General features: G+C 37.7%; 21 protein-coding genes. 6 read left to right on the forward strand and 15 right to left on the reverse strand.

From position 1 onward, the window contains the following. Positions 1-585 carry a thymidine kinase gene (locus IGL31_RS10615; RefSeq protein ID WP_002289675.1) on the reverse strand — a complete coding sequence of 195 codons (585 nt, stop codon included), beginning with the start codon at positions 583-585 and terminating at the stop codon, positions 1-3. A 105-nt stretch (positions 586-690) separates the two neighbouring features. Next, entirely contained in the window at positions 691-1,155 is a 465-nt protein-coding gene (locus IGL31_RS10620) for a GNAT family N-acetyltransferase (RefSeq protein WP_002307216.1), read from the reverse strand. Between the two features lie 104 nt (positions 1,156-1,259). Between IGL31_RS10620 and IGL31_RS10625 the strand changes: the two genes are divergently transcribed. After that, positions 1,260-1,862: a class I SAM-dependent methyltransferase gene (locus IGL31_RS10625; RefSeq protein ID WP_086300277.1), complete on the forward strand. Its 603-nt coding sequence runs from the start codon at positions 1,260-1,262 to the stop codon at positions 1,860-1,862. Between the two features lie 103 nt (positions 1,863-1,965). On the opposite strand, the gene lepB is transcribed toward IGL31_RS10625, so the two are convergent. The 4 genes from lepB to IGL31_RS10645 form a co-directional block, all read right to left on the reverse strand. After that, entirely contained in the window at positions 1,966-2,535 is a 570-nt protein-coding gene (lepB, locus tag IGL31_RS10630) for a signal peptidase I (RefSeq protein WP_002294105.1), read from the reverse strand. A 229-nt stretch (positions 2,536-2,764) separates the two neighbouring features. Next, positions 2,765-3,532 (reverse strand): DUF6681 family protein, encoded by a 768-nt coding sequence (locus IGL31_RS10635; protein WP_086300276.1) that lies wholly within the window; start codon positions 3,530-3,532, stop codon positions 2,765-2,767. Then, on the reverse strand, positions 3,529-4,008 hold the full coding sequence (locus tag IGL31_RS10640) for a hypothetical protein (protein ID WP_002294107.1): 480 nt from the start codon (positions 4,006-4,008) through the stop codon (positions 3,529-3,531). The genes IGL31_RS10635 and IGL31_RS10640 overlap by 4 nt, the downstream gene beginning before the upstream one ends. A gap of 124 nt (positions 4,009-4,132) precedes the next feature. Beyond that, entirely contained in the window at positions 4,133-4,870 is a 738-nt protein-coding gene (locus IGL31_RS10645; RefSeq protein ID WP_002287242.1) for an epoxyqueuosine reductase QueH, read from the reverse strand. 160 nt (positions 4,871-5,030) lie between these two features. Between IGL31_RS10645 and IGL31_RS10650 the strand changes: the two genes are divergently transcribed. From IGL31_RS10650 to IGL31_RS10660, 3 genes are all read left to right on the forward strand, one after another. Beyond that, complete coding sequence (locus IGL31_RS10650) at positions 5,031-6,431, forward strand: TrkH family potassium uptake protein (RefSeq protein ID WP_086300275.1); 1,401 nt, start codon at positions 5,031-5,033, stop codon at positions 6,429-6,431. Between the two features lie 222 nt (positions 6,432-6,653). Then, positions 6,654-8,006, forward strand: a complete 1,353-nt coding sequence (locus IGL31_RS10655) for a Mur ligase family protein (protein WP_002287244.1) — start codon at positions 6,654-6,656, stop codon at positions 8,004-8,006. Further along, the gene (locus IGL31_RS10660; RefSeq protein WP_002287245.1) at positions 7,999-8,697 is read left to right on the forward strand and encodes a type 1 glutamine amidotransferase; all 699 of its coding nucleotides are present in this window, start codon (positions 7,999-8,001) and stop codon (positions 8,695-8,697) included. Before IGL31_RS10655 ends, IGL31_RS10660 begins: the two co-directional genes overlap by 8 nt. A 61-nt stretch (positions 8,698-8,758) precedes the next feature. On the opposite strand, the gene IGL31_RS10665 is transcribed toward IGL31_RS10660, so the two are convergent. From IGL31_RS10665 to IGL31_RS10675, 3 genes are read right to left on the reverse strand one after another with little or no spacing between them, the layout of a single operon-like run. After that, on the reverse strand, positions 8,759-9,910 hold the full coding sequence (locus tag IGL31_RS10665; protein WP_002287246.1) for a mannitol-1-phosphate 5-dehydrogenase: 1,152 nt from the start codon (positions 9,908-9,910) through the stop codon (positions 8,759-8,761). Between the two features lie 12 nt (positions 9,911-9,922). Then, entirely contained in the window at positions 9,923-10,360 is a 438-nt protein-coding gene (locus IGL31_RS10670) for a PTS sugar transporter subunit IIA (RefSeq protein WP_002287247.1), read from the reverse strand. A 14-nt stretch (positions 10,361-10,374) separates the two neighbouring features. Further along, positions 10,375-12,141: a PTS mannitol-specific transporter subunit IIBC gene (locus IGL31_RS10675; RefSeq protein ID WP_086300274.1), complete on the reverse strand. Its 1,767-nt coding sequence runs from the start codon at positions 12,139-12,141 to the stop codon at positions 10,375-10,377. A gap of 263 nt (positions 12,142-12,404) precedes the next feature. On the opposite strand from IGL31_RS10675, the gene IGL31_RS10680 reads away from it, so the two are divergent. Further along, on the forward strand, positions 12,405-13,082 hold the full coding sequence (locus IGL31_RS10680; protein WP_086300273.1) for an ABC transporter ATP-binding protein: 678 nt from the start codon (positions 12,405-12,407) through the stop codon (positions 13,080-13,082). A gap of 2 nt (positions 13,083-13,084) precedes the next feature. Further along, the gene (locus tag IGL31_RS10685; protein ID WP_086300272.1) at positions 13,085-14,212 is read left to right on the forward strand and encodes an ABC transporter permease; all 1,128 of its coding nucleotides are present in this window, start codon (positions 13,085-13,087) and stop codon (positions 14,210-14,212) included. 199 nt (positions 14,213-14,411) lie between these two features. Here IGL31_RS10685 and IGL31_RS10690 read toward each other — a convergent pair whose 3' ends face one another. The 6 genes from IGL31_RS10690 to IGL31_RS10715 all read right to left on the reverse strand — a co-directional run bounded on the left by IGL31_RS10690 (position 14,412) and on the right by IGL31_RS10715 (position 21,787). Next, positions 14,412-14,852, reverse strand: coding sequence for a PTS sugar transporter subunit IIA (locus tag IGL31_RS10690; protein ID WP_002287254.1), 441 nt, complete (start codon positions 14,850-14,852; stop codon positions 14,412-14,414). A gap of 10 nt (positions 14,853-14,862) precedes the next feature. Beyond that, positions 14,863-16,896: a BglG family transcription antiterminator gene (locus IGL31_RS10695; protein WP_086300271.1), complete on the reverse strand. Its 2,034-nt coding sequence runs from the start codon at positions 16,894-16,896 to the stop codon at positions 14,863-14,865. Position 16,897: 1 nt separating this feature from the next. Beyond that, a complete protein-coding gene (locus IGL31_RS10700) occupies positions 16,898-18,601 on the reverse strand; it encodes a PTS transporter subunit EIIC (RefSeq protein WP_025476806.1) in 1,704 nt (567 codons plus the stop codon). Positions 18,602-18,694: 93 nt separating this feature from the next. After that, positions 18,695-19,645 (reverse strand): mannose-6-phosphate isomerase, class I, encoded by a 951-nt coding sequence (manA, locus tag IGL31_RS10705; protein WP_086300270.1) that lies wholly within the window; start codon positions 19,643-19,645, stop codon positions 18,695-18,697. Between the two features lie 38 nt (positions 19,646-19,683). Continuing rightward, positions 19,684-20,709: a serine hydrolase domain-containing protein gene (locus IGL31_RS10710; RefSeq protein WP_086300269.1), complete on the reverse strand. Its 1,026-nt coding sequence runs from the start codon at positions 20,707-20,709 to the stop codon at positions 19,684-19,686. A 208-nt stretch (positions 20,710-20,917) separates the two neighbouring features. Further along, positions 20,918-21,787, reverse strand: coding sequence for a VOC family protein (locus IGL31_RS10715; RefSeq protein WP_002325397.1), 870 nt, complete (start codon positions 21,785-21,787; stop codon positions 20,918-20,920). Between the last annotated feature and the right edge of the window lie 234 nt (positions 21,788-22,021).

The raw sequence follows: 22,021 nt of genomic DNA on the forward strand, positions 1-22,021 counted from the left end.
TTATTCTCCTTCTGTAATCATTGATGGGTGAAAGTAATGTTTTCGACAAACGGGGTAATAAGCTTCATTTCCGCCGATTTGCACTTGATCGCCTTCATAAACAGGGTTTCCATCAATATAATGTAAATTCATGATTGCTTTTTTGTGGCAGAACCAACAGATTGTTTTCATTTCTTCGATTTTGTCTGCATAAAGCAATAAATATTTTGATCCTTCAAATAACTCGTTTCGAAAATCATTTTTCAAACCAAATGCCATAACCGGAATATCCAATTCGTCCACAATTCTCGTAAAAGCAATGACATGTTTCTTTTTTAAGAATTGCGCTTCATCGATCAGCACACAATAGGGTTTGCTTTCCATTTTCTGAATTACGTCAAATACGTCTGTTTCTTCAAATATCGGCATCGCATTACGTTTCAGTCCGATTCGGCTTGAAACAACGCCTAAACCATCTCTTGTATCAATACCGCTTGTCATTAAGACAACTGGCTTATTTTGTTCTTCATAATTATGTGCGACTTTTAGGATCTCGATCGTCTTGCCGCTATTCATTGCGCCATACTTAAAAAATAGTTGTGCCATGCTCTTTTTCACCTTCCAGTTTGTTCCTATGGTATTATACTTGATTTTCAGCATTTTTTACAGTGAGAATTTTCATCAAGCACAGATTAGTATTAAATCTATTGCTCACTTTTGTTCCAATTTTTTGACAAGAACTAAACATGGGTTCCATTCATCCCATAAATTTGGAAAAACTTCCAACCTTGAAAATCCTAATGATTCGTAGAAACAAATAGTTTGATCATATATAGAGTAGTGCCCCTCGTCTACAGTCTTCACTTGCAAATATTTGTAATGTTTTGCTGCGTAACCTTCTGCTTCTTTAAAAAGTTTTGTTCCTAATCCTTGGTGATGATAGTCTTTTTTTATTCCCATACAATAGATTTCGGCAGTATCTTCACTTGTCTGTGAAAGAGTGATAAAGCCTAAATATTCTTCTTTTCTTTTTTCACACCATAAAGGTAGTTTACTTGATTCCTCGATATATTTTTCCGTTGATTCAGGAAGCCCAAACCACTCAGGCAAGTCTAGTAATATTTCTCGGACACACTTTCCTTTTTCCTCTCTATCTTTTACAAACGATATCGGCATTTCTTTCTAGATTCTCCCTTTTTGAATTGAGTATAGCATGCTTTCTTTCTTTTCACGTGCTATAATAAGTTAAAATTTCAAAGTTTTACGTAAGGAGCTATTTGATGACAAAAAATATTTTTGATTCCATCGCTAACCATTATGATTCCCCTGACCGTCAAGCATTAGCCAAGATTATTCGCGAAGAACTAACTACTTATCTACCGCGCGACAGCCACCAAAAAGTCCTGCTGGATTATGGAGGCGGAACTGGGCTTGTTAGTTTACCGCTTGCGGAAAGATTCAAAGAACTGATCATTGCCGATGCTTCGGAAACTATGCTGAAAATGGCAGAAGAAAAGATCCAAGCAGCAGATCTGAAAAATGTCCGAACGATCCACGCTGATGCTTCTGTCGAATTTCCTGCTGTCCAAGCTAATCTCATCCTTCTATCACTTGTACTTTTACACATTCCTGATACGGAGAATATTCTTACAAAACTTTATGAAATTTTAGCTCCTGGCGGTCAATTGATCATCGTAGACTTTGACAAGAATGAACAAATTAGTCATCCGAAAGTCCATAATGGCTTTAGCCAAGAAGAATTGAATAATCGATTGGAAAAAATGGGCTTTGTCTCTGCTACTAGTCATACCTTCCATCGTGGGGAAAAGCTATTTATGAACAAAAACGCTTCGCTTTTCTTATCCATCAGCCAAAAAGCTTAAAATGAGATTGCAAAAAAAGTGAGCAACTCCAAGAAATAAGAAGGAATTTTCGGAAAAAGAAGCTGTGACAAAAAACATGTCACAGCTTCTTTTTATTTTTTCATCACATGATTTTAATTTCTGAAAGAGGCCAATAACGGAAAACAACTTTTCCTTGGATCATATCTTTGTCGACTAACCCAAACATTCGGCTGTCTTTTGAAATCAAGCGGTTATCGCCGAGAACAAGATACTTTCCTTTCGGCACAGTATATTCAAAGTCACTCGTAAAGGTGGATGAACTTTCTGCTTGTGCTTGGAATCCTGAGCTATAAGCATATTCTCCTTGTAACTTATCTTCTGAAAATTCTTTTTTGAACTCATCCAGATAAGGTTCATCATACTTTTTGCCATTAATGGTCAACTGGTCATTTTCCATCTTGACTGTATCTCCAGGCATACCGATGATCCGTTTAACAATCATCCGTTCTTCATCCCCCGGTTCCTTTGTAGTAATAATATCCATTCGTTCATAGTTTGAGATCTTAGATGAAATCAATCGTTGTCCATCACTTAATGTAGGGTCCATCGAATGCCCGTTTACAGTAACTGGTGTAAACACGTACACTCTAGCTAATAAAATAGCCGCTAATACAAGGATCAAAATCCCCCAATTTTTCAAAAATTCTTTCACAGCTTACCTCCTACTTGTATTTTTCTCGTTATTTATTACGTTTTTTCACAATACTTCGTTGTACTTTCTTTATTCTACAATGTTTATAAATGAAAGGAAAGAATAAGTGATGTGTTCGTCTTATCTTTCTCGTTATATAAAAAAGGAACGTGACAAAAGACGTGTCACATCCCCCTTATTCCGAATAAACGTTTTTATCGCAACCACTGATACACGGCGTTTCATCACATTATGAATGTCTTCTTCTTTGGCTACGACTATAAACCACTGGTTCTTCCTGCGACTGTGCCTTTTTTGCAATCAATTTCAGACGATAAGACTCATGATAGCGTAACCCGTCTTTGACAAAATCACCGCCGACGATGAACAATCCTACAGGTTCCAATGTGTCTTCTGTTGAGTCAAGTCGAATGGTCCCTACTTTTTCCATGTCCGAGTAGCTTCGTCCAATATTTAGAACATACTCTTTCTCTCCTGTTTTCTTGACATAGTAATAAGGATACAATGTATTTCTGTCGACCAGAAATCCATCCATGCGACCGAGTTCATTTGTTTTGATCTCACCATTTCCAATCAAATACCGCATATTCTCGGCTAATTTCAATTGATAATCTTCGTCATAAGAAACCATGACCTCTTGTGTATTCACTTTATCGATCGAATTTCCATTATCTATCGATTCTTCTGTCTGGATGTTGAACGCTTCATCAGGTAAATACTTCACAAAAAGCTGAGTGACATCGGCTTTCGTGTTTTTATCTAAAAAGTAATAAAATACATTTAAAACAGTAAAATAAACAAGCACTAGAAATGCAAGTCCATATAAGAAAAATTGAAGATAGTTTTGGTTTTGCCAAAGTCCATAAACAATTCTCAATAAATAAAGCGTGGGAATCACACTTAAAATCGTATATCCACGGTTAAGATATTTAGGACTGATGTCTAAATAGCCAAGGAATTTATGCACCCCGTTGATAAGGTCTAGTAAAAATGTCATTGAGAATCACCTGCTTGCTGGTTATACGTTTGGGTATTTCCTGAATCTTGGTTTTGCTGTGCTGTACGTGCTGCATCATCATTTTGCGTGTTATCATCTACAGTCGTACTGCTTGGTATCGTTTCGGAGCTAGCACTTGTATCCGGACTTGTACTTGGATTGGTTGAATCCGATGGAGTGCCATCTGGTACCGTATTACTTGTTTCGCTTGAGCTGTCAGTTGTATATGTCTCATCATACGACGAACTAGTTGTTGTATCGTCCCATGTACTTGTCGTAGTGGTTTCATTCAAACTTTCCGTTGTTGTTGGTTCAGATGTCGAGACTGAAGTAGTTGGTGTTGTTTCTTCTACAGTACTAGAACTTGAACTTGGTGCACGGTAGCTGGAACTATTCACAATACCTGTAGTAGTCGCGACAATCGTCGAGATTGTTAATACAGCGATTGGCTTCAAAATAGGTGCTACTTTTCGCATCTTATCTCTTCCTTCATTGAAATTTATTCTTGTTTCCTTACTTTACTACGGACAAATTATACAGTCTACCTTATTTCTACCATAAATTCTTTATTTTTTTCTTACGTTTTTCCGAAAGATTTCTTTAATTTTCCTCAAAAACTACGGTTGATGTTTTTAAGTAAGCTTTTGCTTCCCGATTGATTTCTTTCAGATCGCATCCTTGCTGCTTGGCAGCGAACACGCAACCACAATAACATTGGCGATAAATATCATACTCTTTGCACATTTGCAAAGAGCGTTCATAGCCTTTGTTTTTCTTGAAATCACTTGGCAAGTATTGTGTCCCGTAAATCTTTTGGATATCCATTCCGATCTGATTGATCAAAGCTGCATTTTTCTTTGGCGAGATGGTCAGGGCACTTCCAAAGTAATCGTATCCTAGTTCTTGCGCTTTTTGCGCAACAAGATCTAATCGCATATTGAAACATGCACTGCAGCGAGCACCACCTTCTTTTTCGTTTTCAAGATGGTTTGTTAAAACCATTTTGGTGAATTCATTTGGACGGTATTCATCAACGATTAGCGCTACATGATGGTCAGTTTTCTCATTAAATTGGTCTACAAATCGTTTTTGTTCATGTAATCTTCGCAAATACTCACTTTTAGGATGAATGTTCGAATTTGAAAAAAATAACGTGATCTCTGCATATTGAGACATGAATTCCAATGTGTGCGTACTGCAAGGAGCACAGCATGTATGTATTAATATCTTAGGCTTTACTTCTTCTTTCTCCCATTGCATGATCATTTTTTTCAGAACTGTATCATAATTTATTTTTTGATTTTTCATTTTTTCTACGATTTGTTGAGCATTAATCAATTTGTTATTCCTCCTCCTTCTTTTTTATAGGATTTGCCTTATTATAAGCTATTTCTATTTTAATCGAAAGCTGTATTGTTATCTGTTTAATAATTTCTTTGAGTATTCCTAATTCCCCTTGTATACTGGTAGAAACGACTATTGTCAGGAGGATAGTACTGTGCATGTTGATTTATTCTTTCGAAGGCTGCAGCGGCGAGGACAGAAGTTTGCTGCCAATCATTTCTCATCGATCCAAATCATCGTTTTTTATTATATATTGATGACGGTCTTATCACTCGTTCTATTTTATATGCCGATTTTTCGCGAACCAGATAGCTATGTTTCTTTTGTGGACATGCTGTTCATGGCAATCAGTACAGTGAGTGTGACTGGACTATCGACTTTTGATATCAATTCTGTGTTCAATGATAACGGTATTATACTGCTGGAAATATTATTTCAAGTTGGTGGTTTGGGGATCATGATGATTTCTACTGCTTTTGTCATTTTTTCTAAACGACGGATCACACTGAAACAACGACAGCTGATCATGACGGATATGAATCAACCGCGTTTGTCTGGTATCGTCCGACTGATTCGGATCACTTTTTCTATTTTAATCTGGTTTCAATTACTTTTTGGGACATTCTTTTCTATTTATTTTTATTACAGAGGCTATTTTGATCGTTGGCGTGATGCCGTTTTTTACGGTTTTTATCAGGCGATATCGGCTGTCACGAACTCTGGGTTTGACGTCACTGGGGATTCCATCAAGCCCTTTGCACATGACTATTTTTTCTTGATCCTGATCATGTTTTTGATTTTTGTCGGAGGAATTGGTTTTCCTGTATTGATGGAGTGCCGGGAATGGCTATTATACAAACGTTCCAATGCGAAGCTTCCGTTTCGTTTTTCCTTGTTTACCAAATTAGCTGTGTTAGCTTTTGTTATCTTGTTTGTTTCGGGAACTGTCTTGATTTATCTATTGGAAAAGGACCATTTATTCCAAGATTCCAATATGAGTGTCAAATGGATCAATTCGATGTTTTATTCGATTACGACTCGTAATGCTGGTCTGCAGATTCACGATTTGGGTGATTTTCAAATCACAACACTGATCATTTTTTCTTTACTGATGTTTATCGGATGCAGTCCTAGTTCTGTAGGCGGCGGGATTCGAACAACTACTGTAGCAATCATCGGTTTGTATCTATATTCCTTCCTCAAAAGTGAAGATAACATCAATATTTTTGGACGGAGAATCGATCAAGATGATGTGCGAAAATCAGTCGTTGTCTTTATGCTTTCTCTTGGTATGTGTTTCTTTTGTATCGTTTTTTTATCTGCTACAGAAGAACAAACGCTGATCTCGATCATCATCGAAGTAACTTCTGCGTTTGGAACAACTGGTTTATCTTTAGGGATTACCGGAGACTTGTCTGTTGTGGGCAAAATCACGATTGCTGCACTGATGTTTATTGGGCGGATCGGAATGCTATATACATTGATGTTATTCGTACCAAAAGAAACACGAGATCTAGGCTATGAATATCCAAGCGAGAAAATTATTATCGGTTAAAATGGGAATATAGGTAAGAGGGAATAATAAAATCACAGCAGCTTGAAACAATCATTTTGTTTCAAGCTGTTTTTTTGTTAAATCATGCGATTTTGTCCGATTTCATGCACTTTCAGCCGTAACCTTTTCTTAAGAATAAGAAAAGCAATTTAACCTTTTTTTCAACATATGGTATGATTAGTTGAATTTATTCGTCAGCAAATCGTTTTTGGAGGTTACATAATGGGAATACGCAGTCATTTTGCGATTGCAGTTGGAAAAACGTCGCAATGGGCATTAAAAACTTTTTTTAAAGGCGGATCAAGTTTACCAGGTAAACTAGCGCTGAAAGTCGATCCACATATACTAGATAGTTTGGCAAAAGACTACCAAGTCGTCGTTGTCACCGGAACAAACGGTAAAACATTGACTACCGCTTTAACAGTCAATATTTTGCGCCAGCAATTCGATGAAGTTCTAACCAACCCTACTGGTGCGAATATGGTACAGGGAATTGTATCGACTTTCTTGCAGGCAAAACCAAAAAAAGGACAGAAAAAGTTTGCTGTCCTAGAAATAGATGAAGCAAGTTTGAGCAAAGTCACAGAATATATGAAACCAGAACTGTTCTTATTTACAAATATTTTCCGTGATCAAATGGATCGGTATGGAGAAATCTATACGACCTATAAAATGATTGTAGACGGTGCCGCAAAGTCACCAAATGCAACGATTATCAGTAACGGTGATTCACCAATCTTCAATTCTATCGAAACAGTCAATCCTAGAAAATATTATGGCTTTGACCATGAAGAAGATCGTGAACAAATGGCTCATTACAATACAGACGGTGTCTTATGTCCAAATTGTCATCACATCTTGCATTATAAAATGATCACTTATGCAAACTTAGGGAAATATTACTGTCCAAATTGTGACTTCAAACGTCCTGAATTGGATTATCGATTAACTGATATGGTACGGATGGACAATGTGTCAGCAGATTTCGTGATCGATGGTCATGAATACGGAATCGAAGTTGGCGGTATGTATAATGTCTACAATGCTTTAGCAGCTACTGCAGTGGCAGAGTACTTCAATGTCGATCCTGATAAAATCAAACAAGGTTTAGGATATGACGAGAAAGTGTTCGGCCGACAAGAAGTCATCAATATCAATGGGAAAAAATGTACATTAGTACTTGTCAAAAATCCTGTAGGTATCAATCAAGTAATCGATATGATTGGTCTAGCTCCCTATCCATTTTCTTTAGTGGCTTTATTAAATGCCAATTACGCAGACGGAATCGATGTCAGCTGGATTTGGGATGGTAATTTTGAAAACTTTGCCGATATGGATATCCCAGCTGTTATTTCTGGAGGAGACCGTCATACAGATATGACTTTACGTCTAAAAGTTGCCGGGATTCCAGAAAATAAATTGACAGAAACAAAAGAATTACCAGAAGTAATCGAAAAAATCAAAGAATTGCCAACTGAGCATGTCTATATTTTAGCTACTTACACTGCTGTATTGCAGCTTCGTAAAGAACTAGCTGCTCAAGGATTTATCAAAGGAGGAATGAACCGTGGCTAATTATGAACTCAATATCGCCCACCTTTATGGAAATTTGATGAACACATATGGTGATAACGGAAACCTTTTGATGTTGAAATATATAGCAGAAAAAATGGGGGTTTCTTGCCATACGGAGATCGTTAGTATACATGAACCTTTTGATGCTGATAAATATGACTTGGTTTTCTTTGGCGGTGGTCAAGACTTTGAGCAATTAATCATTTCAAAAGACATCCAGAAAAAGAAAGATTCTTTGATCAACTATATCGAAAATGATGGCGTCATGTTAGCCATTTGTGGTGGCTACCAATTGCTAGGTCACTACTACATGGGAGCTAATGGAGAAAAGATCCAAGGAATCAGTGCACTGGATCACTACACGTTAAGTCAGGAAAATAACCGGTTTATCGGTGATATCGTTATCCATAACGAAGAATTCAATGAAACTTATTATGGATTTGAAAACCACAATGGTCGGACTTTCTTAGGTGAAGGTGAACGACCTTTGGGGAAAGTGGTACAAGGTCAAGGAAATAATGGTGAAGACCAATCTGAAGGTGTCATTTACCGAAATGTCTTCGGTTCTTATTTCCATGGACCTATCCTTGCAAGAAATGAGAACCTGGCAGCTCGTTTGATCCGCCTAGCTTTAGAACAACGTTACGGTAAAGAATTGGATCTGCCCTATCTTGAAGGACAAACAGCCTAGTTATTCGAAAAAGGGGAATGTGACAAAAATTTCGTCACATTCCCCTTTTTCGTATCCTATTTTAAGCGACTTGCTTGGCATAACGGTTCACGTTTTGCTTGATATTCCCGATTGTTTTCGGATCATTGATTCCTGTGACTTCTTGAATCAATTGTTCCAAGTTTTCATGGATCTTCATTTCATGCAATTGACGGCTTTGTTCATCTTCAGGATCATAGTAATTAAAAATAATCCCCATTGTTGCCGTCAAATGTGGGCAAGTCAAGTTATGTTCTTGTAGTTCTCTCACTGGACGTGTAAATCTTTCTTGATAACCTAACTTACGTAATGGTGTCCGAGCGACACGTGTGATCGCATCAGAGATATTTTTGTTTTGGAAGCGATGAATGATTTTTTCAATATACGCATGATGCTGCTCTGCATCAAACCCCCATTTGGCAATCAGCAAACTTCCTGTTTCCTGCAAAACTGATTTTAATTGTGCCACAACTAACGCATCTTGCATTGCTTCATCAATGGTCTGGTAACCTAACAAGGCACCTGTATAAGCGACAGTCGCATGACCAGTATTGACACTAAATAGTTTGCGTTCGATATATGGTTCTAGATCATCTACATATAAAACCCCTTTTAATTGGATTTTTTTATTTTTTCTTTGGCTATCGTCAATGACCCATTCTTTGAAAGGTTCCACTTGGACGAATAAAGGATCTTCATGGTGTTGTAATGGGACGATTCGATCGACTGCTGCATTTGGAAAGCCGATATATTTGTCAGTAAATGATGTTTCCGGAAGATATTTATACACTTCTTTTTCTAGAAATGCAGAACCGCCAATCATATTTTCACAGGCAATAATATCTAAAGATGTTGTGCTTCCTTCCTTTTCTCTTTCTTGGATACCTTTTGCAATCAACTCAGCAATAAAAGGTAAGATATTCGGGCCAATGGCGGTAGTAACTAAATCTGCTTCAGCGATTTCTTGGATTACTTTTTCTGGATTTGTTTGATTGTTGATTCCTTTGACATTTTTTACAGTGATTTTTTCTTTTGATTCATCTGCTAATTCGATTTCGTATTCTTTTCTTTCATTTAAAGCATCAATGATCGTGTGATTCACATCTACGAAAGTAATCTCAAATCCATTAGCTGCCAAAACCTCTCCAATAAATCCTCGACCGATATTTCCTGCACCAAAATGTACTGCTCTCATTTTTCTCTCTCCTTAAGCAATTGCTAGATTTTCCGTTACTTCTTCTTTACTGAGCGCGTCTGCTAGCTGGACAACATTGTCCATATCACTGCAATAAAGTGCGATTTGCTGTACAAGTTGCAAATGCTCATCTCCGACTCCTGCAATACCGAACAAAACAGTCGCAATCTTTTCTTCTTCTTCGGTACCAAAATCTACACCATCTGGTACTTGAACGACACAGATGCCGGATTTTTTCACATATTTTTTTGCTTCATCTGTTCCATGAGGAATCGCGATAAAATTCCCCATATAAACAGATAACATTTTGTCTCTATCTACCATGGCATCGATATATTCCTCATCAACACACCCTGCTTCTACAAGCATCTGACCGCAATAGCGGATCGCTTCTTCTTTGGTTTTAAAAGATCGATTGAGCTCGATCATGTCGAATGGCAAACTTTGCATGCTGTTTTCCTCCCTTAAGCTGTCTGTTTCAAATATTGTGCAATCGATTCGTATTTTTGCGGATTGACCATGCTGTTGACTGATAAATGAATGGATTGAGGCGCAGCCATCTGTACTTTTTCCGCTAAACTTTCTTTGGCTACGATCAGTGAATCAGGTTCATCTTTTAAATCTTGGATATTGACTTTTCTTAACGGGATAGTTAAATGGTTCTTGTCTAATATATCTTTGAGCACGGTCATCCCCATTGTTGCTGATCCGGAACGATCATCGTGGACAAGTAGAATCTCTTTGATTTGTTTGATGTTTGCTGAAAGAAACTCTTCTGCTGGCTCATTCTCAATTTCAGAAACTGATGGTTCCTGCTTGCTGCTTAATTCTTGAATGATTTCATCATATCGAGGTGAATTCAAAAAGTTTTCTACTGAGACAAAACGCGCGCTCGGTGCTTTTTGTTTTGCTCTTTCTTGTAGTTCGACCTGAGTAACGATCAATGTATTCGAGTCATCTGTCAGTTGGCTGATTGCTTGATTGGTCACCGTTTGAGGCAAGTCTGCTTCCTGTACTTTTTTTCTCAAGATCGAAGCGCCCATCGCACTTGATCCCATCCCTGCATCACAAGCAAAAATGATTTTTTGTACGCCAGAGAATGTAGCTCCTTGAGGAATACCTTGGGCACCTTTGGAAGCTTGCTTAGCTGCCTTTGTCTCTTGAACAGATTTTTCGAAGTCTTCATTTGTATCTTTCGCATCCGCTTTCAAAATTACTGCAGAAATACCAAACGAAACAGTTGCGGCAACAATCACGCCCAAAATAACAGGAAGGTAAGAATTGAACGGTGTCATCGCTAGAATCGCAATGATCGACCCTGGAGAAGCTGGCGCTCTTAGTCCAGCATCCATCAATTGGAAAATGAAACTTCCTGACATTCCTCCGCCTATAACTGATAAGAATAATAACGGTTTCATCATAACGTAAGGAAAATAGATTTCATGGATCCCGCCTAAAAAGTGAATGATCATGGCTCCTGGTGCTGAAGATTTTGCTGCTCCTTTACCAAACAAAGTAAAAGCAAGTAATACGCCAAGTCCTGGACCAGGATTTGCTTCAAGCAAGAATAGAATAGATTTTCCAGCCTCTGCTACTTGTTCAGTTCCCAATGGTGTCAAAATCCCATGATTGATTGCATTATTCAAAAATAAGATTTTTGCTGGTTCAATAAAAATACTTGTCAATGGAATCAAATGGGCAGATAAAATGATCTCTACACCTTTTGCCATTGCTTGAGTCAATGCATCGACAACTGGACCAATCGCAGAAAAACCTAATAACGCTAATCCAAAACCGATAAGACCTGCTGAAAAATTATTGACTAGCATTTCAAAACCGGATTTGATCCGTTTTTGGAATAGCTGATCAAATTTCTTGATAGCATATCCGCCAAGAGGTCCCATGATCATCGCGCCTAGCATCATTGGAATATCTGTTCCGACAATCACACCCATCGTTGCAATTGCCCCAACAACTGATCCGCGGTCACCAGCAATTACTTTTCCGCCAGTATAACCGATCAATAAAGGAATCAGATAAGTTAGCATTGGGCTTACCATGGTAGCGAAAGCCTCATTTGGTAAATAACCATCTGGGATAAATAGAGCCGTTAATACACCCCAGGCAATCAGTGCTCCAATATTTGGCATGACCATGCTTGATAAAGTACTGCCTAATTTTTGTACCCTCGCTTTTAGCGAAATGTTGTTTTTGGGAATCGTCCGTTCCATTTTGTCTCTCCCTCTCTCCTTTTGATACTCTAATTGTATCCGCTTACTAAAAAGAGAAATAGTCGTACTTTGGCACGAAACTTTGTGCCAAAGGTTTGAGTATGTCAGCAAAATAAAAAGATTTCGGTATCAGAAAACTTCAATTTTAAATAAAACTGTTATTTTAATTTTTTTATAATATGCAAACAATAACTTTTGTTAGCATTTCATTTAGATGTTTTTCATTCTATTATGTTATTAAATTTTATATTGGAGGCCTATCTATGACATTACTGATCAAAAACATGAACATGAAACGTGGTAAAAAACGTGTGATTCGACAATTGAATCTTTTAGTAGAATCAGGAGAAGTAGCTGCTTTGATTGCCCCGAACGGATTTGGCAAAACAACTTTGCTGAATGGCATTGCCCAACTGCTGCCAACAACTTATGATCAATTGTCCCTTCACAACATCTCTCCTACTGCTTATACAGATTATCGCCGGTCTTTCTTTTTTCTAGAATCAACGAATCAGTTATCCGACTATCTATCGGCTGTTGATTATTTGACTTTGATCAAATACTATTGGCAGAGCAAAGTAGAATGCCAAACTGTTTTCCAACGATTGAAGATGACTGAGTACCTTACTTTGTCGATTGGAAAAATGTCTCTAGGAATGAAACAACATGTCTTGCTTGCTGCTTACTTGATCAGTGATTCATCTGTCATGTTATTCGATGAACCGTTGAACGGATTAGACCCAGGAAGTATTGATATCTTGAATAGCCTCATCAGACAATGGCAGAAAGAGGGGAAGACGATTCTTCTTTCTTCCCACGCTATCGCGAATATCCAATCGATTTGTTCTAAAGCATGTTTTCTAAAAAATGGAGAAATCGTCACAGAATCCTCAAATATGGAAGAGATTTTAGCTATTTATCGTAAATTATATGAGGTATAACTATGTCTTTACTTACATTTGAACGCAATCTCTTACTAAAAAACAAAGTAAACTTTTTATTTCCTCTATTGTTGGTCGTGCTCTTTGCATTCCCACTTTTTTTTGATCATAAACTTGCTTATACAGAATTCGATGAACTGAATCATAACTATGAAGAGATGCAACGTTTGATTGAAACGTTGAAAGAAGATGAGAATGAGAAAGAATTTGTGGAAAGTTTAGAGAAAAGCAACAAACTGATCGAAGCAATCTTACATGCAAAAAACACAGGGAATGTCCAGCAAATGGTTGAAGCAACTTATCATTATGAAAAAGATATACTGGATCGACTGATTTCTGGTCAAAGACAAGGAATTCCAATCATTGAACAACAAAAACGTGTCGAGTTGCTCCGTTATATGAAAGAATATCAGATCCAAAGATATTCTATTTTTGACTTGCCAGCGCATCTCCCTTTAGCGAATTACTACGAAAATATTTTTTCAGGAATGATTTCTAGTTTTTTGATTTTATGTATAACCGCCTTGTTTCTTTCTTCCATCATCTCTTATGAAAAAAGAAAGCAGGTAATCTCTCTAGTCAATCTATTACCGGATAGTATGGTAAAGAAACATAGCATCCGTTTTACCGTTTATTATGGTGCAGCTATGCTAAGTCTCGTGATGCCATTTTTGATCGTCTCTATACTAGTAATAATCAAAAATGGTTTGGGAGACTTCCGTTATCCTGTAGGAACGATCATTGGTCAGGAGATACGAATCCTTCCGATGTATGCGTATCTTTTCCAGAGCTTTCTGTTCCTGTTGTTGTGGGTGCTCTTTTTAAGTACAATCAGTTTTCTTCTATCTGCTTTATTTGAACATTCTCTAGTCAATCTTTTAGGTACACTTCTTTGTCTTTTCTTAGCAGAGTATCGCTTGTTTTCTTCGATTGGATGGATAGAATCAATCAGTCATTACTTGCCAACTTCTTATATTGATTTTCAAAATGTGATCATAGGAGGAGATATTTTCTCGCCACTAGCTTCAGAACAGGTTACTTTCATGAATGGTATCTTGACACTTGGTATATGGAGTATCGTTTTATTATTCATAGGTATGGGCGCTATCTATATAAAAAAGAGCTATTAAAACACAAAAATAATAGGGGCGGTGACAAAAACCTTGTCACCGTCCCCTATTTCAAATAAACGGTTTTCTAGAATAAATAGTTTTTAAAAGCTTGCATCCGCAGTAATAAGAACCTCCCAACAAAAATAGCTCCTCTTATTTTTATCTTGGTTGAAGTTATTACTTGATGCAAGGCAGCTTTTTTTACTGTGAACATTGGTTATATATGTCCATGTTCAAAAATCATTTGGACTTCTTCAATGGTTTCCGCATCACTGAGCGCCATTACTTGGTCGATGTCTGAACAGAAAAAGGCTAAATCTTGGAGCACCGCTAACTGATGTTCTTTTTTTAAAGCCACTACAAATAAGAGTGTCGCGATTTTTGGTTCCTCTTTTGTTCCAAAGTCCACACCATCAGGCACTTGGACTAAATAGATTCCTTCTTCTACTACTTCTTCATCTTTGTCAGTCCCATGTGGCAAGGCTACGAAATTCCCGATATAGACACTCGCTTTTTCTTGTCTTTCGATCATTGATTGGATATATGCCGGTTTGATTCCCCCTTGTTGGGTCATCCACTGGCCGATCTCGGTCAACGCTTCTTTCCAATTTTGATAGGATTGATCGAGCAATATTTTTTCTGCTGGTAGCTGGATCATCTTTTCACCTTCATTTCTTTATTTCTTCAATCAGGATTTTCGCTAGCAACTGATAAACGATTTCTTTATTTCCTGAGCGGAAGATCTCGGTGTTCAAGTCATTCATGATGATTGCTCCACTGATCTTTCCTAAAAGAATCCCGTCTTTTTCTTGGATTGGCGAAGGCGCCAGCATAACTAACATACGGGACAAATCGACTGGCTGTCTATCCATCCCTTCAATGGTCAACGGATGTTTCAAATTGAAAATACAAAAGATCGGTTTAGAAATCAATGAGCTGGATGTATGGAATAACCCCATATTTGTATGAGGAATACCGATAGGTGCTTGTTCATATCGCTTAAGCAGCCGGCGATGAACCACCTCTTCATCCGTTACTAGTCCTTCAGGAAAATAAGGAAATAAGCTGCGAATCGTTTCGGAGACCGTATCAGGGTTATCTAGTTCTTGAATAAAGAAACGATCAAGTAATTGATTGATTTGCTCCATGAAATGCATCGTTTCCTCATAAGTATCTTCTAGCATCCACTCGTTATTGCTGTTATACGTAATTTTTTGCCTTTTTTTCTTCTCAATATGCGAAAAAGCTTCTTTTAGCTGCTTGACTTCCTCTTCCAGCAGTAGCGGGGAGACTAAAATATATTTTCCACCGTATCCTGGTAAAATAGATGTAGAAATAACAACATCATATTCTTCTTGTAAATCGATTTTTTTTAAATCAGCAATCCGATAGAAATGAATTTGTTGGATGAAGGGAAAATACCTTTTCAATCGTAGTTCCAACATGCTAGTAGAAGCTAATCCACTTGGCGAAAATCCTGCAATACTGATATTGCTTTCTTTCGGACTTCGTTCCAATGAATTCGCAAAATGAAGGACCATATAAGCGATCTCTTCTTCGGATAATTTTTTTTCTTGAAAAATCCGCTCTACTGCTTTACGGATTGCATTCGCAACTTCCTCGTATTGAACCATGATTTTTTCTAAAATCGGATTGGTCAGTGTCTCTTCTTGTAAAACGGCTCTTGAAAACACACCAGATAAATGAGTCAACAGCATTTTGTACAAAGTTTCATCTTCATAAAAATGGACATTCGTCTCTTCACTTACTTCTTGAATCAGTTGTTTTACTAAATAAGCAAGCTGTGTATCGAACGTCTCTTCAAAGAAATTCTGATCAAATGAGTTCGTGAAGTCATTTAATAATCCTGCAAAAAAGACGATCTCATTTACTGGATAAAGTTGTTTTGTCTCAGAAGCGATCCGTGAAAACAATCGTTTAGCTGTCTGTAGTAATTCTTTGTTTGCCAGACCATTATATGTCTCATTTGTCAGTAAATGATTTTTCGTCACACGCTCCATCGTCAATGTCAGCATCAAAACCAAATGTTCAAGCTTTCTATCACTTAGATTGGTCTTTTTTTGGATCAATTCTTCCCCGATTACTTTGCGTGCAAGAGATAGATGTTGCGGATCAACGAATCGAAAAAAATAATTCAGTGATGCATCGAAAGAAATACTATGAAAAAGTTCATATTCATTGATTTCTAATTCTAATACATTCGCGGTCAGAAGCCGGCGGTATTTTTCCGGTCCTTCGATCTCGTATCCCTGGTTCCGAATGATTTCCAAAGGCAATTGGCGAATACTTTCTTCCAACTGTTTGATATCTGCATAAAAAGTGGTATTACTGATGCGATATGATTCCATGAAATGAGCAAGACTCAACGGCTCTGTCGTCAGTAACAACTCGGCTAAAATCGCGTGTTGTCGTTTAGCAGTGGATAAGTCATTAGTTTTCCCATCTGTATTTTCTTTTAATTGCTCTAATACTTCTTCTGATGCCTCAATGACAAATGAGCCTCTAGCTGCTTTTTTCAAAGAAGCATTTACCGATTTCAATGAGACTTCAAGATTATCTAATTCGCGGTAAACAGTCCGTTTACTGACCTTCAATAAATTCATCATTTTTTGGATAGATACAGGTGACGGGCTACTGAGAAATTCTGCTAATAATTGTTTTTCTCTGGGCGATAAATACATCTTATATTTCTCCCTTCACGAGTTTTTCGTATTCATTCGTAGCTACCCAATGTTCAACTAGAACTAGCCGAGGGATCTTTTCTTCTAGCTGTTCAGTTACAGCTAGTTCTCTTTGTGCGATATAAATCGTTTCTTCTTGGATTTTGATTTTTTCTATTGATTCTTTTGAGATAACAAACTGTTTTTTCGCTTTTTTTGCTAATTGACTTAAAATCGTCATGCCCATAGTTTGTGAGCCGCGTCTGTTGTTTTTATACAAAAATACAATATTAGCAGGCGACGTTTTTTGTTCTGTGATATCTGCTATCTCTTTTTTTTCTTCCCGCTTTGGAAAATGGATCGCTTCTTTTATTCGTGACAGCAAGATATCTGTTTCCAAAAAGTGATCCAGTACATAGATTTGACTTTGAGGTACTTTTTCTCTTGCAAGATCCGCTAGTTCATGTTGCACGATAACCAGCTGATTTACCTGGTTATTCAATTCATAGATAGAGCTGTATCCGACAGAAAGATCGATTTTTTCTGCTGCTAATTTCTTTTTCAGCAGGGCGGCTCCCATAGCACTTGATCCCATACCTGAGTCGCAAGCAAAAATGACGGAATGAATGATAGATGGTTCCAAGATTTCTCCCCTTTCTTTGACCGTTTTGTTCTCTTTTTCTTTATTTGGTAATTTCAATAGTATCGCTGCACAAATGAAGGTCACAAATGTACTGATTGCTATCCCTATACTTACCCCAGCTAGTTGTGGATAAGGCGCATTGGCAAAAATCACGAGTAGTGACCCAGGCGATACAGGTGCAGCTAATCCCGTATCTAACCATTGAAATATCAACGTGCCGCTTGCCCCACCAGCCATTACAGCTAAAAATAGATACGGTCGCAGCAAGACAAATGGAAAATAGATTTCGTGAATCCCGCCAATCGCATGGATCATCAATGCTCCACTCGCATTTACTTTTTCCTGTTTTTCTGCAAAACAAAGGATAGAAAGTAAGATCCCTAAACCAGGTCCAGGATTTGCCTCCATCAAAAATAAGGAAGAGTACCCGACTGTTTGTGAGAATTCGATTCCTAAAGGTGTCAATACACCATGATTGATTGCATTATTGAAAAATAGTACTTTTAGAGGTTCTAAGATCAGACTGACAAGTGGTAACAGATTCATTGTGACTAGCCAAGACACAACGGAGGCGAGCAACAAGTGAACACTATTTAAAACTGGTTCAATAAAAACGATTCCAATTATACAAATAACGCTACCAGTCAGTCCTACTAGTAGGTTGCTGACAAGCATTTCATATCCAGCCTTGAATTTCACATGGAATCTAGAAACAAATTGTTCATATACGATGCCGGCAAGCGGCCCGATAATCATCGCTCCTACGATTTGTGGAGCATTGGAACGAGCGATCAACCCTAAAGAAGCAATTGCACCGGCGACTGCCCCTTTTTGTCCCCCTACCGATTTCCCGCCTGAATAACTGATCAAGATGGGTAAAAGCAGCTGGATCATCCAATGGCATACCTCTTCTAATGTGGTGTGCAAATCGCCAGACACACCTTTTGTTGCTAATGACAAGATTCCCCAAGCGATAAACAGACTTAGATTTGGCATGATCATTTCATTTAAGTGATGTCCAGCTTTTCTCAGTTGTTTCATAGACACGCGACTGCTGTTGTTTGCTTTCCATTTGTATTCCATCTTTTTCACCATACTTCTATTTATTGATGGACGGATTTTATGTAGAAAAAGCAGCAAACGAAAAACCGTCTGTTGCTTTCAGCTATATGGGAACTATTTGCCTGGTTCAGACGCAATGATTGCTAGTTCACCTTGGACCGCCCACTCAGAAACGCCATTTGGAATAATACAGCTTGTTCCTTTTTCTAATGGATATGTTTTTCCGTCAACGACAAGGTCTCCTGCTCCTTCGATTACCGTCATCAATGTATAAGGGGCTTGTTTTTTGAAAGATGTGATTCCTTTAATATCCCACTCATATACATTGAAAAACTCAGTTTCTAAATAAGTGATGATCGATGAATTCCCTTTTCGGACTTCTTTGATTTGTAATTCTGGTGTTTTCGCAGGGACAGTTGTTACATCGATCGATTGTTGGATATGCAGCTCTCTTGTTTGTCCTTGCGCATCTTTTCTGTCGTAGTCATACACGCGGTAAGTCGTGTCAGAACTTTGCTGTGTTTCTAAAATCATGATTCCTTTACCAATAGCATGGATCGTTCCGCTTGGTACATAAAAGAAATCACCTTTTTTAACTGGTACTTTCTTCAAAAGGTCATCCCAGCGCCCATCTTTGATCATTTCAGCTAGTTCTTCTCTTGTCTTTGCATGATGACCATAGATGATTTCTGCACCAGGTTCAGCATCGATGATATACCAGCATTCAGTTTTTCCTAATTCACCTTCATGTTTCATCCCATAGGCATCATCTGGATGTACTTGTACAGATAGATCATCTTCTGCGTCTAAGATCTTGATCAATAATGGAAACACTGGTTCTGAAGGATGGCCAAACAATTCCTTGTGTTCTGACCATAGTTCATCTAATCTTTTCCCTTTGAATTCGCCATTTTCTACTACACTGACACCATGAGGATGCGCACTGATCGCCCAATCTTCTCCGATTTTATCGTTAGGGATATCAAAACCAAAGACTGAACGTAAACGACTTCCTCCCCAAATTTTTTCTTGAAAAACTGGTTTTAAAAACATAGGTTCCTGCATAATTCAAACTCCTCTCATTTTTCATAGCTATTATAGCATTATTTCGGTAATACCGCTTTCTCTTTCAAAAAGTTTTCAACAATTTCATCTCGACATATGAGATACTCCGCACGATGATCGACAGGATGTACGCGATTTGACAAAAATATCAACGCTTCTTGTGTTTTTATATCAATCAAGAAAAACGTACCTGTATAACCAGTATGAAAAAGAATCGCATGACCGTCTTCTACATCCTTTTTTAAGTCCCATCCTAAAGAACGATAGCCATTTTTTTTCGGTGTTTGATCTTGCAGTAAAGAATCAATCGTCTCTTCTTCTAAAAAACGACCATTACGGATTTTTCCCTTGTTCAAATACATTTGGACAAAAGTAATGCTGTCTTTCAAATCAATAAAGAGACCCGCGTTACCTGCATGTTCAGCCAAAACTCTTGCTTTCGGATCATGAGTTTGTCCACGCAAAACCTCACCCGAAGGCAGTTGTTCTGTGGGAACGATTTTTTTGGAAGGAAAAGGAAGAAATAAGCTGTTCATCATTCCTAATGGTTCCAATACTTGTTCTTGAAAGATTTCCACTGCAGTTTCTTGGTAAATTTCCTCTAGCATCAACCCAAGAAGAATCGTACCGGCATCTGTATATTTTACTTCTTTTCCTAGTTGCTCACCTGGTTCTAGCTTCAAATAAGCGGCGATCAATTCTTCCTGAGATAGCTTATCTCTGTTTGGTATCCATGTTTTGATATCAGAAGTATGTGTCAGTAAATGACGCAAAGTGATTGTCTGATTTTCAAATTCAGGAAGATATTTATGAAGCGGTTGATCGAGTTCTATCTTTCCATCTTCTAATAGACGTAAAACTAATGAAGTGGTTGCAACGACTTTCGTCAGTGAGGCTGCATCAAACAACAGATCTTCTGTCATCAGCTGCTTTTCAGGAACGACTTGGGCAAAGCCGGCTGTAAATGTTTCTACTTGATTTTCTTTTATGAAGGCGACTGCTACACCTGGATAAAATACTTCTTCCATCTTTTTCAAAATAAGCTGTTTCGTGTGTGGATACATCTTTTTCTCCTGCTTTTCTATCAGATTCTTACAGTCCAAGCTTAAAGCTTAATCTATGAGGAATCAACCTTTTTTACACAAAAAAACTGCGCGAAAAACCGCGCAGTTTCCTCCGGTATACTATTTTCTCTTTCTATCTCTAGAATAAGCGATAGTATGACCGTTCATAAAATGACGAGACATGCGACAATCGTTAAGAAAGAAAAAGTTAAGCGTCGCATCGAATGTCAGTTTTATTCTTTTCTTTTGGCTCACTGACGAACCACCATTCGATTCCTATAGCATCATAGATTGTGAGTACTGTGTGCTTTTTGTCTAAGAAGAAATCAACTGATAGTTGCTGCAAGTGAGCAATCAGTCCTTCCATGCTTTCAGTATCGATCATGAATTTCAGAAAATCAAGTCCAATCACTTCATCTGTAGGCAAATCAATTGCGCCTCCGCTAGCTTCTGTCAAACCAACATGGAAATCTCCTTCATTCAATACATGGATGCCCTCTTCTTCATTATGTACCTTCAAACCAAGTACATGATTAAGAAATTGGCGTTCTTTTGTTAAGTTAGTAACATTTAAATGGATTTTTTCAAAATAAGAACCTGTTGATAGTTTACTGAATTTTTCTTCAGATTTTCTTAATAATGCTTCTTGATCCATTGTTTCCGGAATTTCTCTTTGGTCGTTCTTATTCTCTTCATGGTAAATTTCCAATTCATTCTCTTCTGGGTCTACGAGCAAAATCCCCATACGTCCATGATCTTCTAAAGCTTCTTTGATTGGATAATTCATTTTACGGATACGACAAAGGATATCTGCCATTTCTTCTGTGCTAGGGATAATCAATGAAAAACGGTTCAGCTTTTTGATCTCCCCCATGTGATCATTCGCTCTAGGACTTTCTTCCAGCAGCAACATTTCACTTCCAGCTTCTTCTGTTCCTAAAATGGCTAATTCGTTTTCTTCTCTTTTCAAATCAAAGCCAACAACGTTCTTGTAAAAATCAATCATTTTATCTCGGTCTTTCACCCGAATGGCTACACTTTTTAAATAGGTGGCAGCCCCCAATTGAAAATCTTTCATATTTCTTGCTCCCCTCTACGTCAAGCTTTATTTTAACGATGGATTCTTCTTCTTTCAAGCAATAACTTTGATTTTGTTAAAAAAAATGTGAGAAAATTCGCATTTTGCTTGTTTTTTGTAAATTAATGAGTAAAAACTCTTATAAAAAGAGGTTGTGAAAAAGCTGTTCTGCATCAAGTAATAAGAACAGCCAAACAAAAATAGCTCCTCCTATTTTTCGTTTGGTTGGGCTTA

This window comes from Enterococcus sp. MSG3290 (genome assembly GCF_050555565.1).
GTDB classification, from domain to species: Bacteria; Bacillota; Bacilli; order Lactobacillales; family Enterococcaceae; genus Enterococcus_B; species Enterococcus_B faecium.

Bases quoted from the DNA above. Each gene is read 5' to 3' on its own strand.
- IGL31_RS10670 (WP_002287247.1), bottom strand. From the start codon at position 10,360: ATGCAAAGTTTGCCATTCGACATGATCGAGCTCAATCGATCTTTTAAA.
- IGL31_RS10715 (WP_002325397.1), bottom strand. From the start codon at position 21,787: ATGAAAGATTTTCAATTGGGGGCTGCCACCTATTTAAAAAGTGTAGCC.
- IGL31_RS10655 (WP_002287244.1), top strand. From the start codon at position 6,654: ATGGGAATACGCAGTCATTTTGCGATTGCAGTTGGAAAAACGTCGCAA.
- IGL31_RS10620 (WP_002307216.1), bottom strand. From the start codon at position 1,155: ATGCCGATATCGTTTGTAAAAGATAGAGAGGAAAAAGGAAAGTGTGTC.
- IGL31_RS10680 (WP_086300273.1), top strand. From the start codon at position 12,405: ATGACATTACTGATCAAAAACATGAACATGAAACGTGGTAAAAAACGT.
- IGL31_RS10640 (WP_002294107.1), bottom strand. From the start codon at position 4,008: ATGCGAAAAGTAGCACCTATTTTGAAGCCAATCGCTGTATTAACAATC.
- IGL31_RS10675 (WP_086300274.1), bottom strand. From the start codon at position 12,141: ATGGAACGGACGATTCCCAAAAACAACATTTCGCTAAAAGCGAGGGTA.
- IGL31_RS10665 (WP_002287246.1), bottom strand. From the start codon at position 9,910: ATGAGAGCAGTACATTTTGGTGCAGGAAATATCGGTCGAGGATTTATT.
- IGL31_RS10690 (WP_002287254.1), bottom strand. From the start codon at position 14,852: ATGATCCAGCTACCAGCAGAAAAAATATTGCTCGATCAATCCTATCAA.
- manA (WP_086300270.1), bottom strand. From the start codon at position 19,645: ATGCAGGAACCTATGTTTTTAAAACCAGTTTTTCAAGAAAAAATTTGG.
- IGL31_RS10635 (WP_086300276.1), bottom strand. From the start codon at position 3,532: ATGACATTTTTACTAGACCTTATCAACGGGGTGCATAAATTCCTTGGC.
- IGL31_RS10700 (WP_025476806.1), bottom strand. From the start codon at position 18,601: ATGGAATACAAATGGAAAGCAAACAACAGCAGTCGCGTGTCTATGAAA.
- IGL31_RS10685 (WP_086300272.1), top strand. From the start codon at position 13,085: ATGTCTTTACTTACATTTGAACGCAATCTCTTACTAAAAAACAAAGTA.
- IGL31_RS10710 (WP_086300269.1), bottom strand. From the start codon at position 20,709: ATGTATCCACACACGAAACAGCTTATTTTGAAAAAGATGGAAGAAGTA.
- IGL31_RS10625 (WP_086300277.1), top strand. From the start codon at position 1,260: ATGACAAAAAATATTTTTGATTCCATCGCTAACCATTATGATTCCCCT.
- IGL31_RS10615 (WP_002289675.1), bottom strand. From the start codon at position 585: ATGGCACAACTATTTTTTAAGTATGGCGCAATGAATAGCGGCAAGACG.
- IGL31_RS10695 (WP_086300271.1), bottom strand. From the start codon at position 16,896: ATGTATTTATCGCCCAGAGAAAAACAATTATTAGCAGAATTTCTCAGT.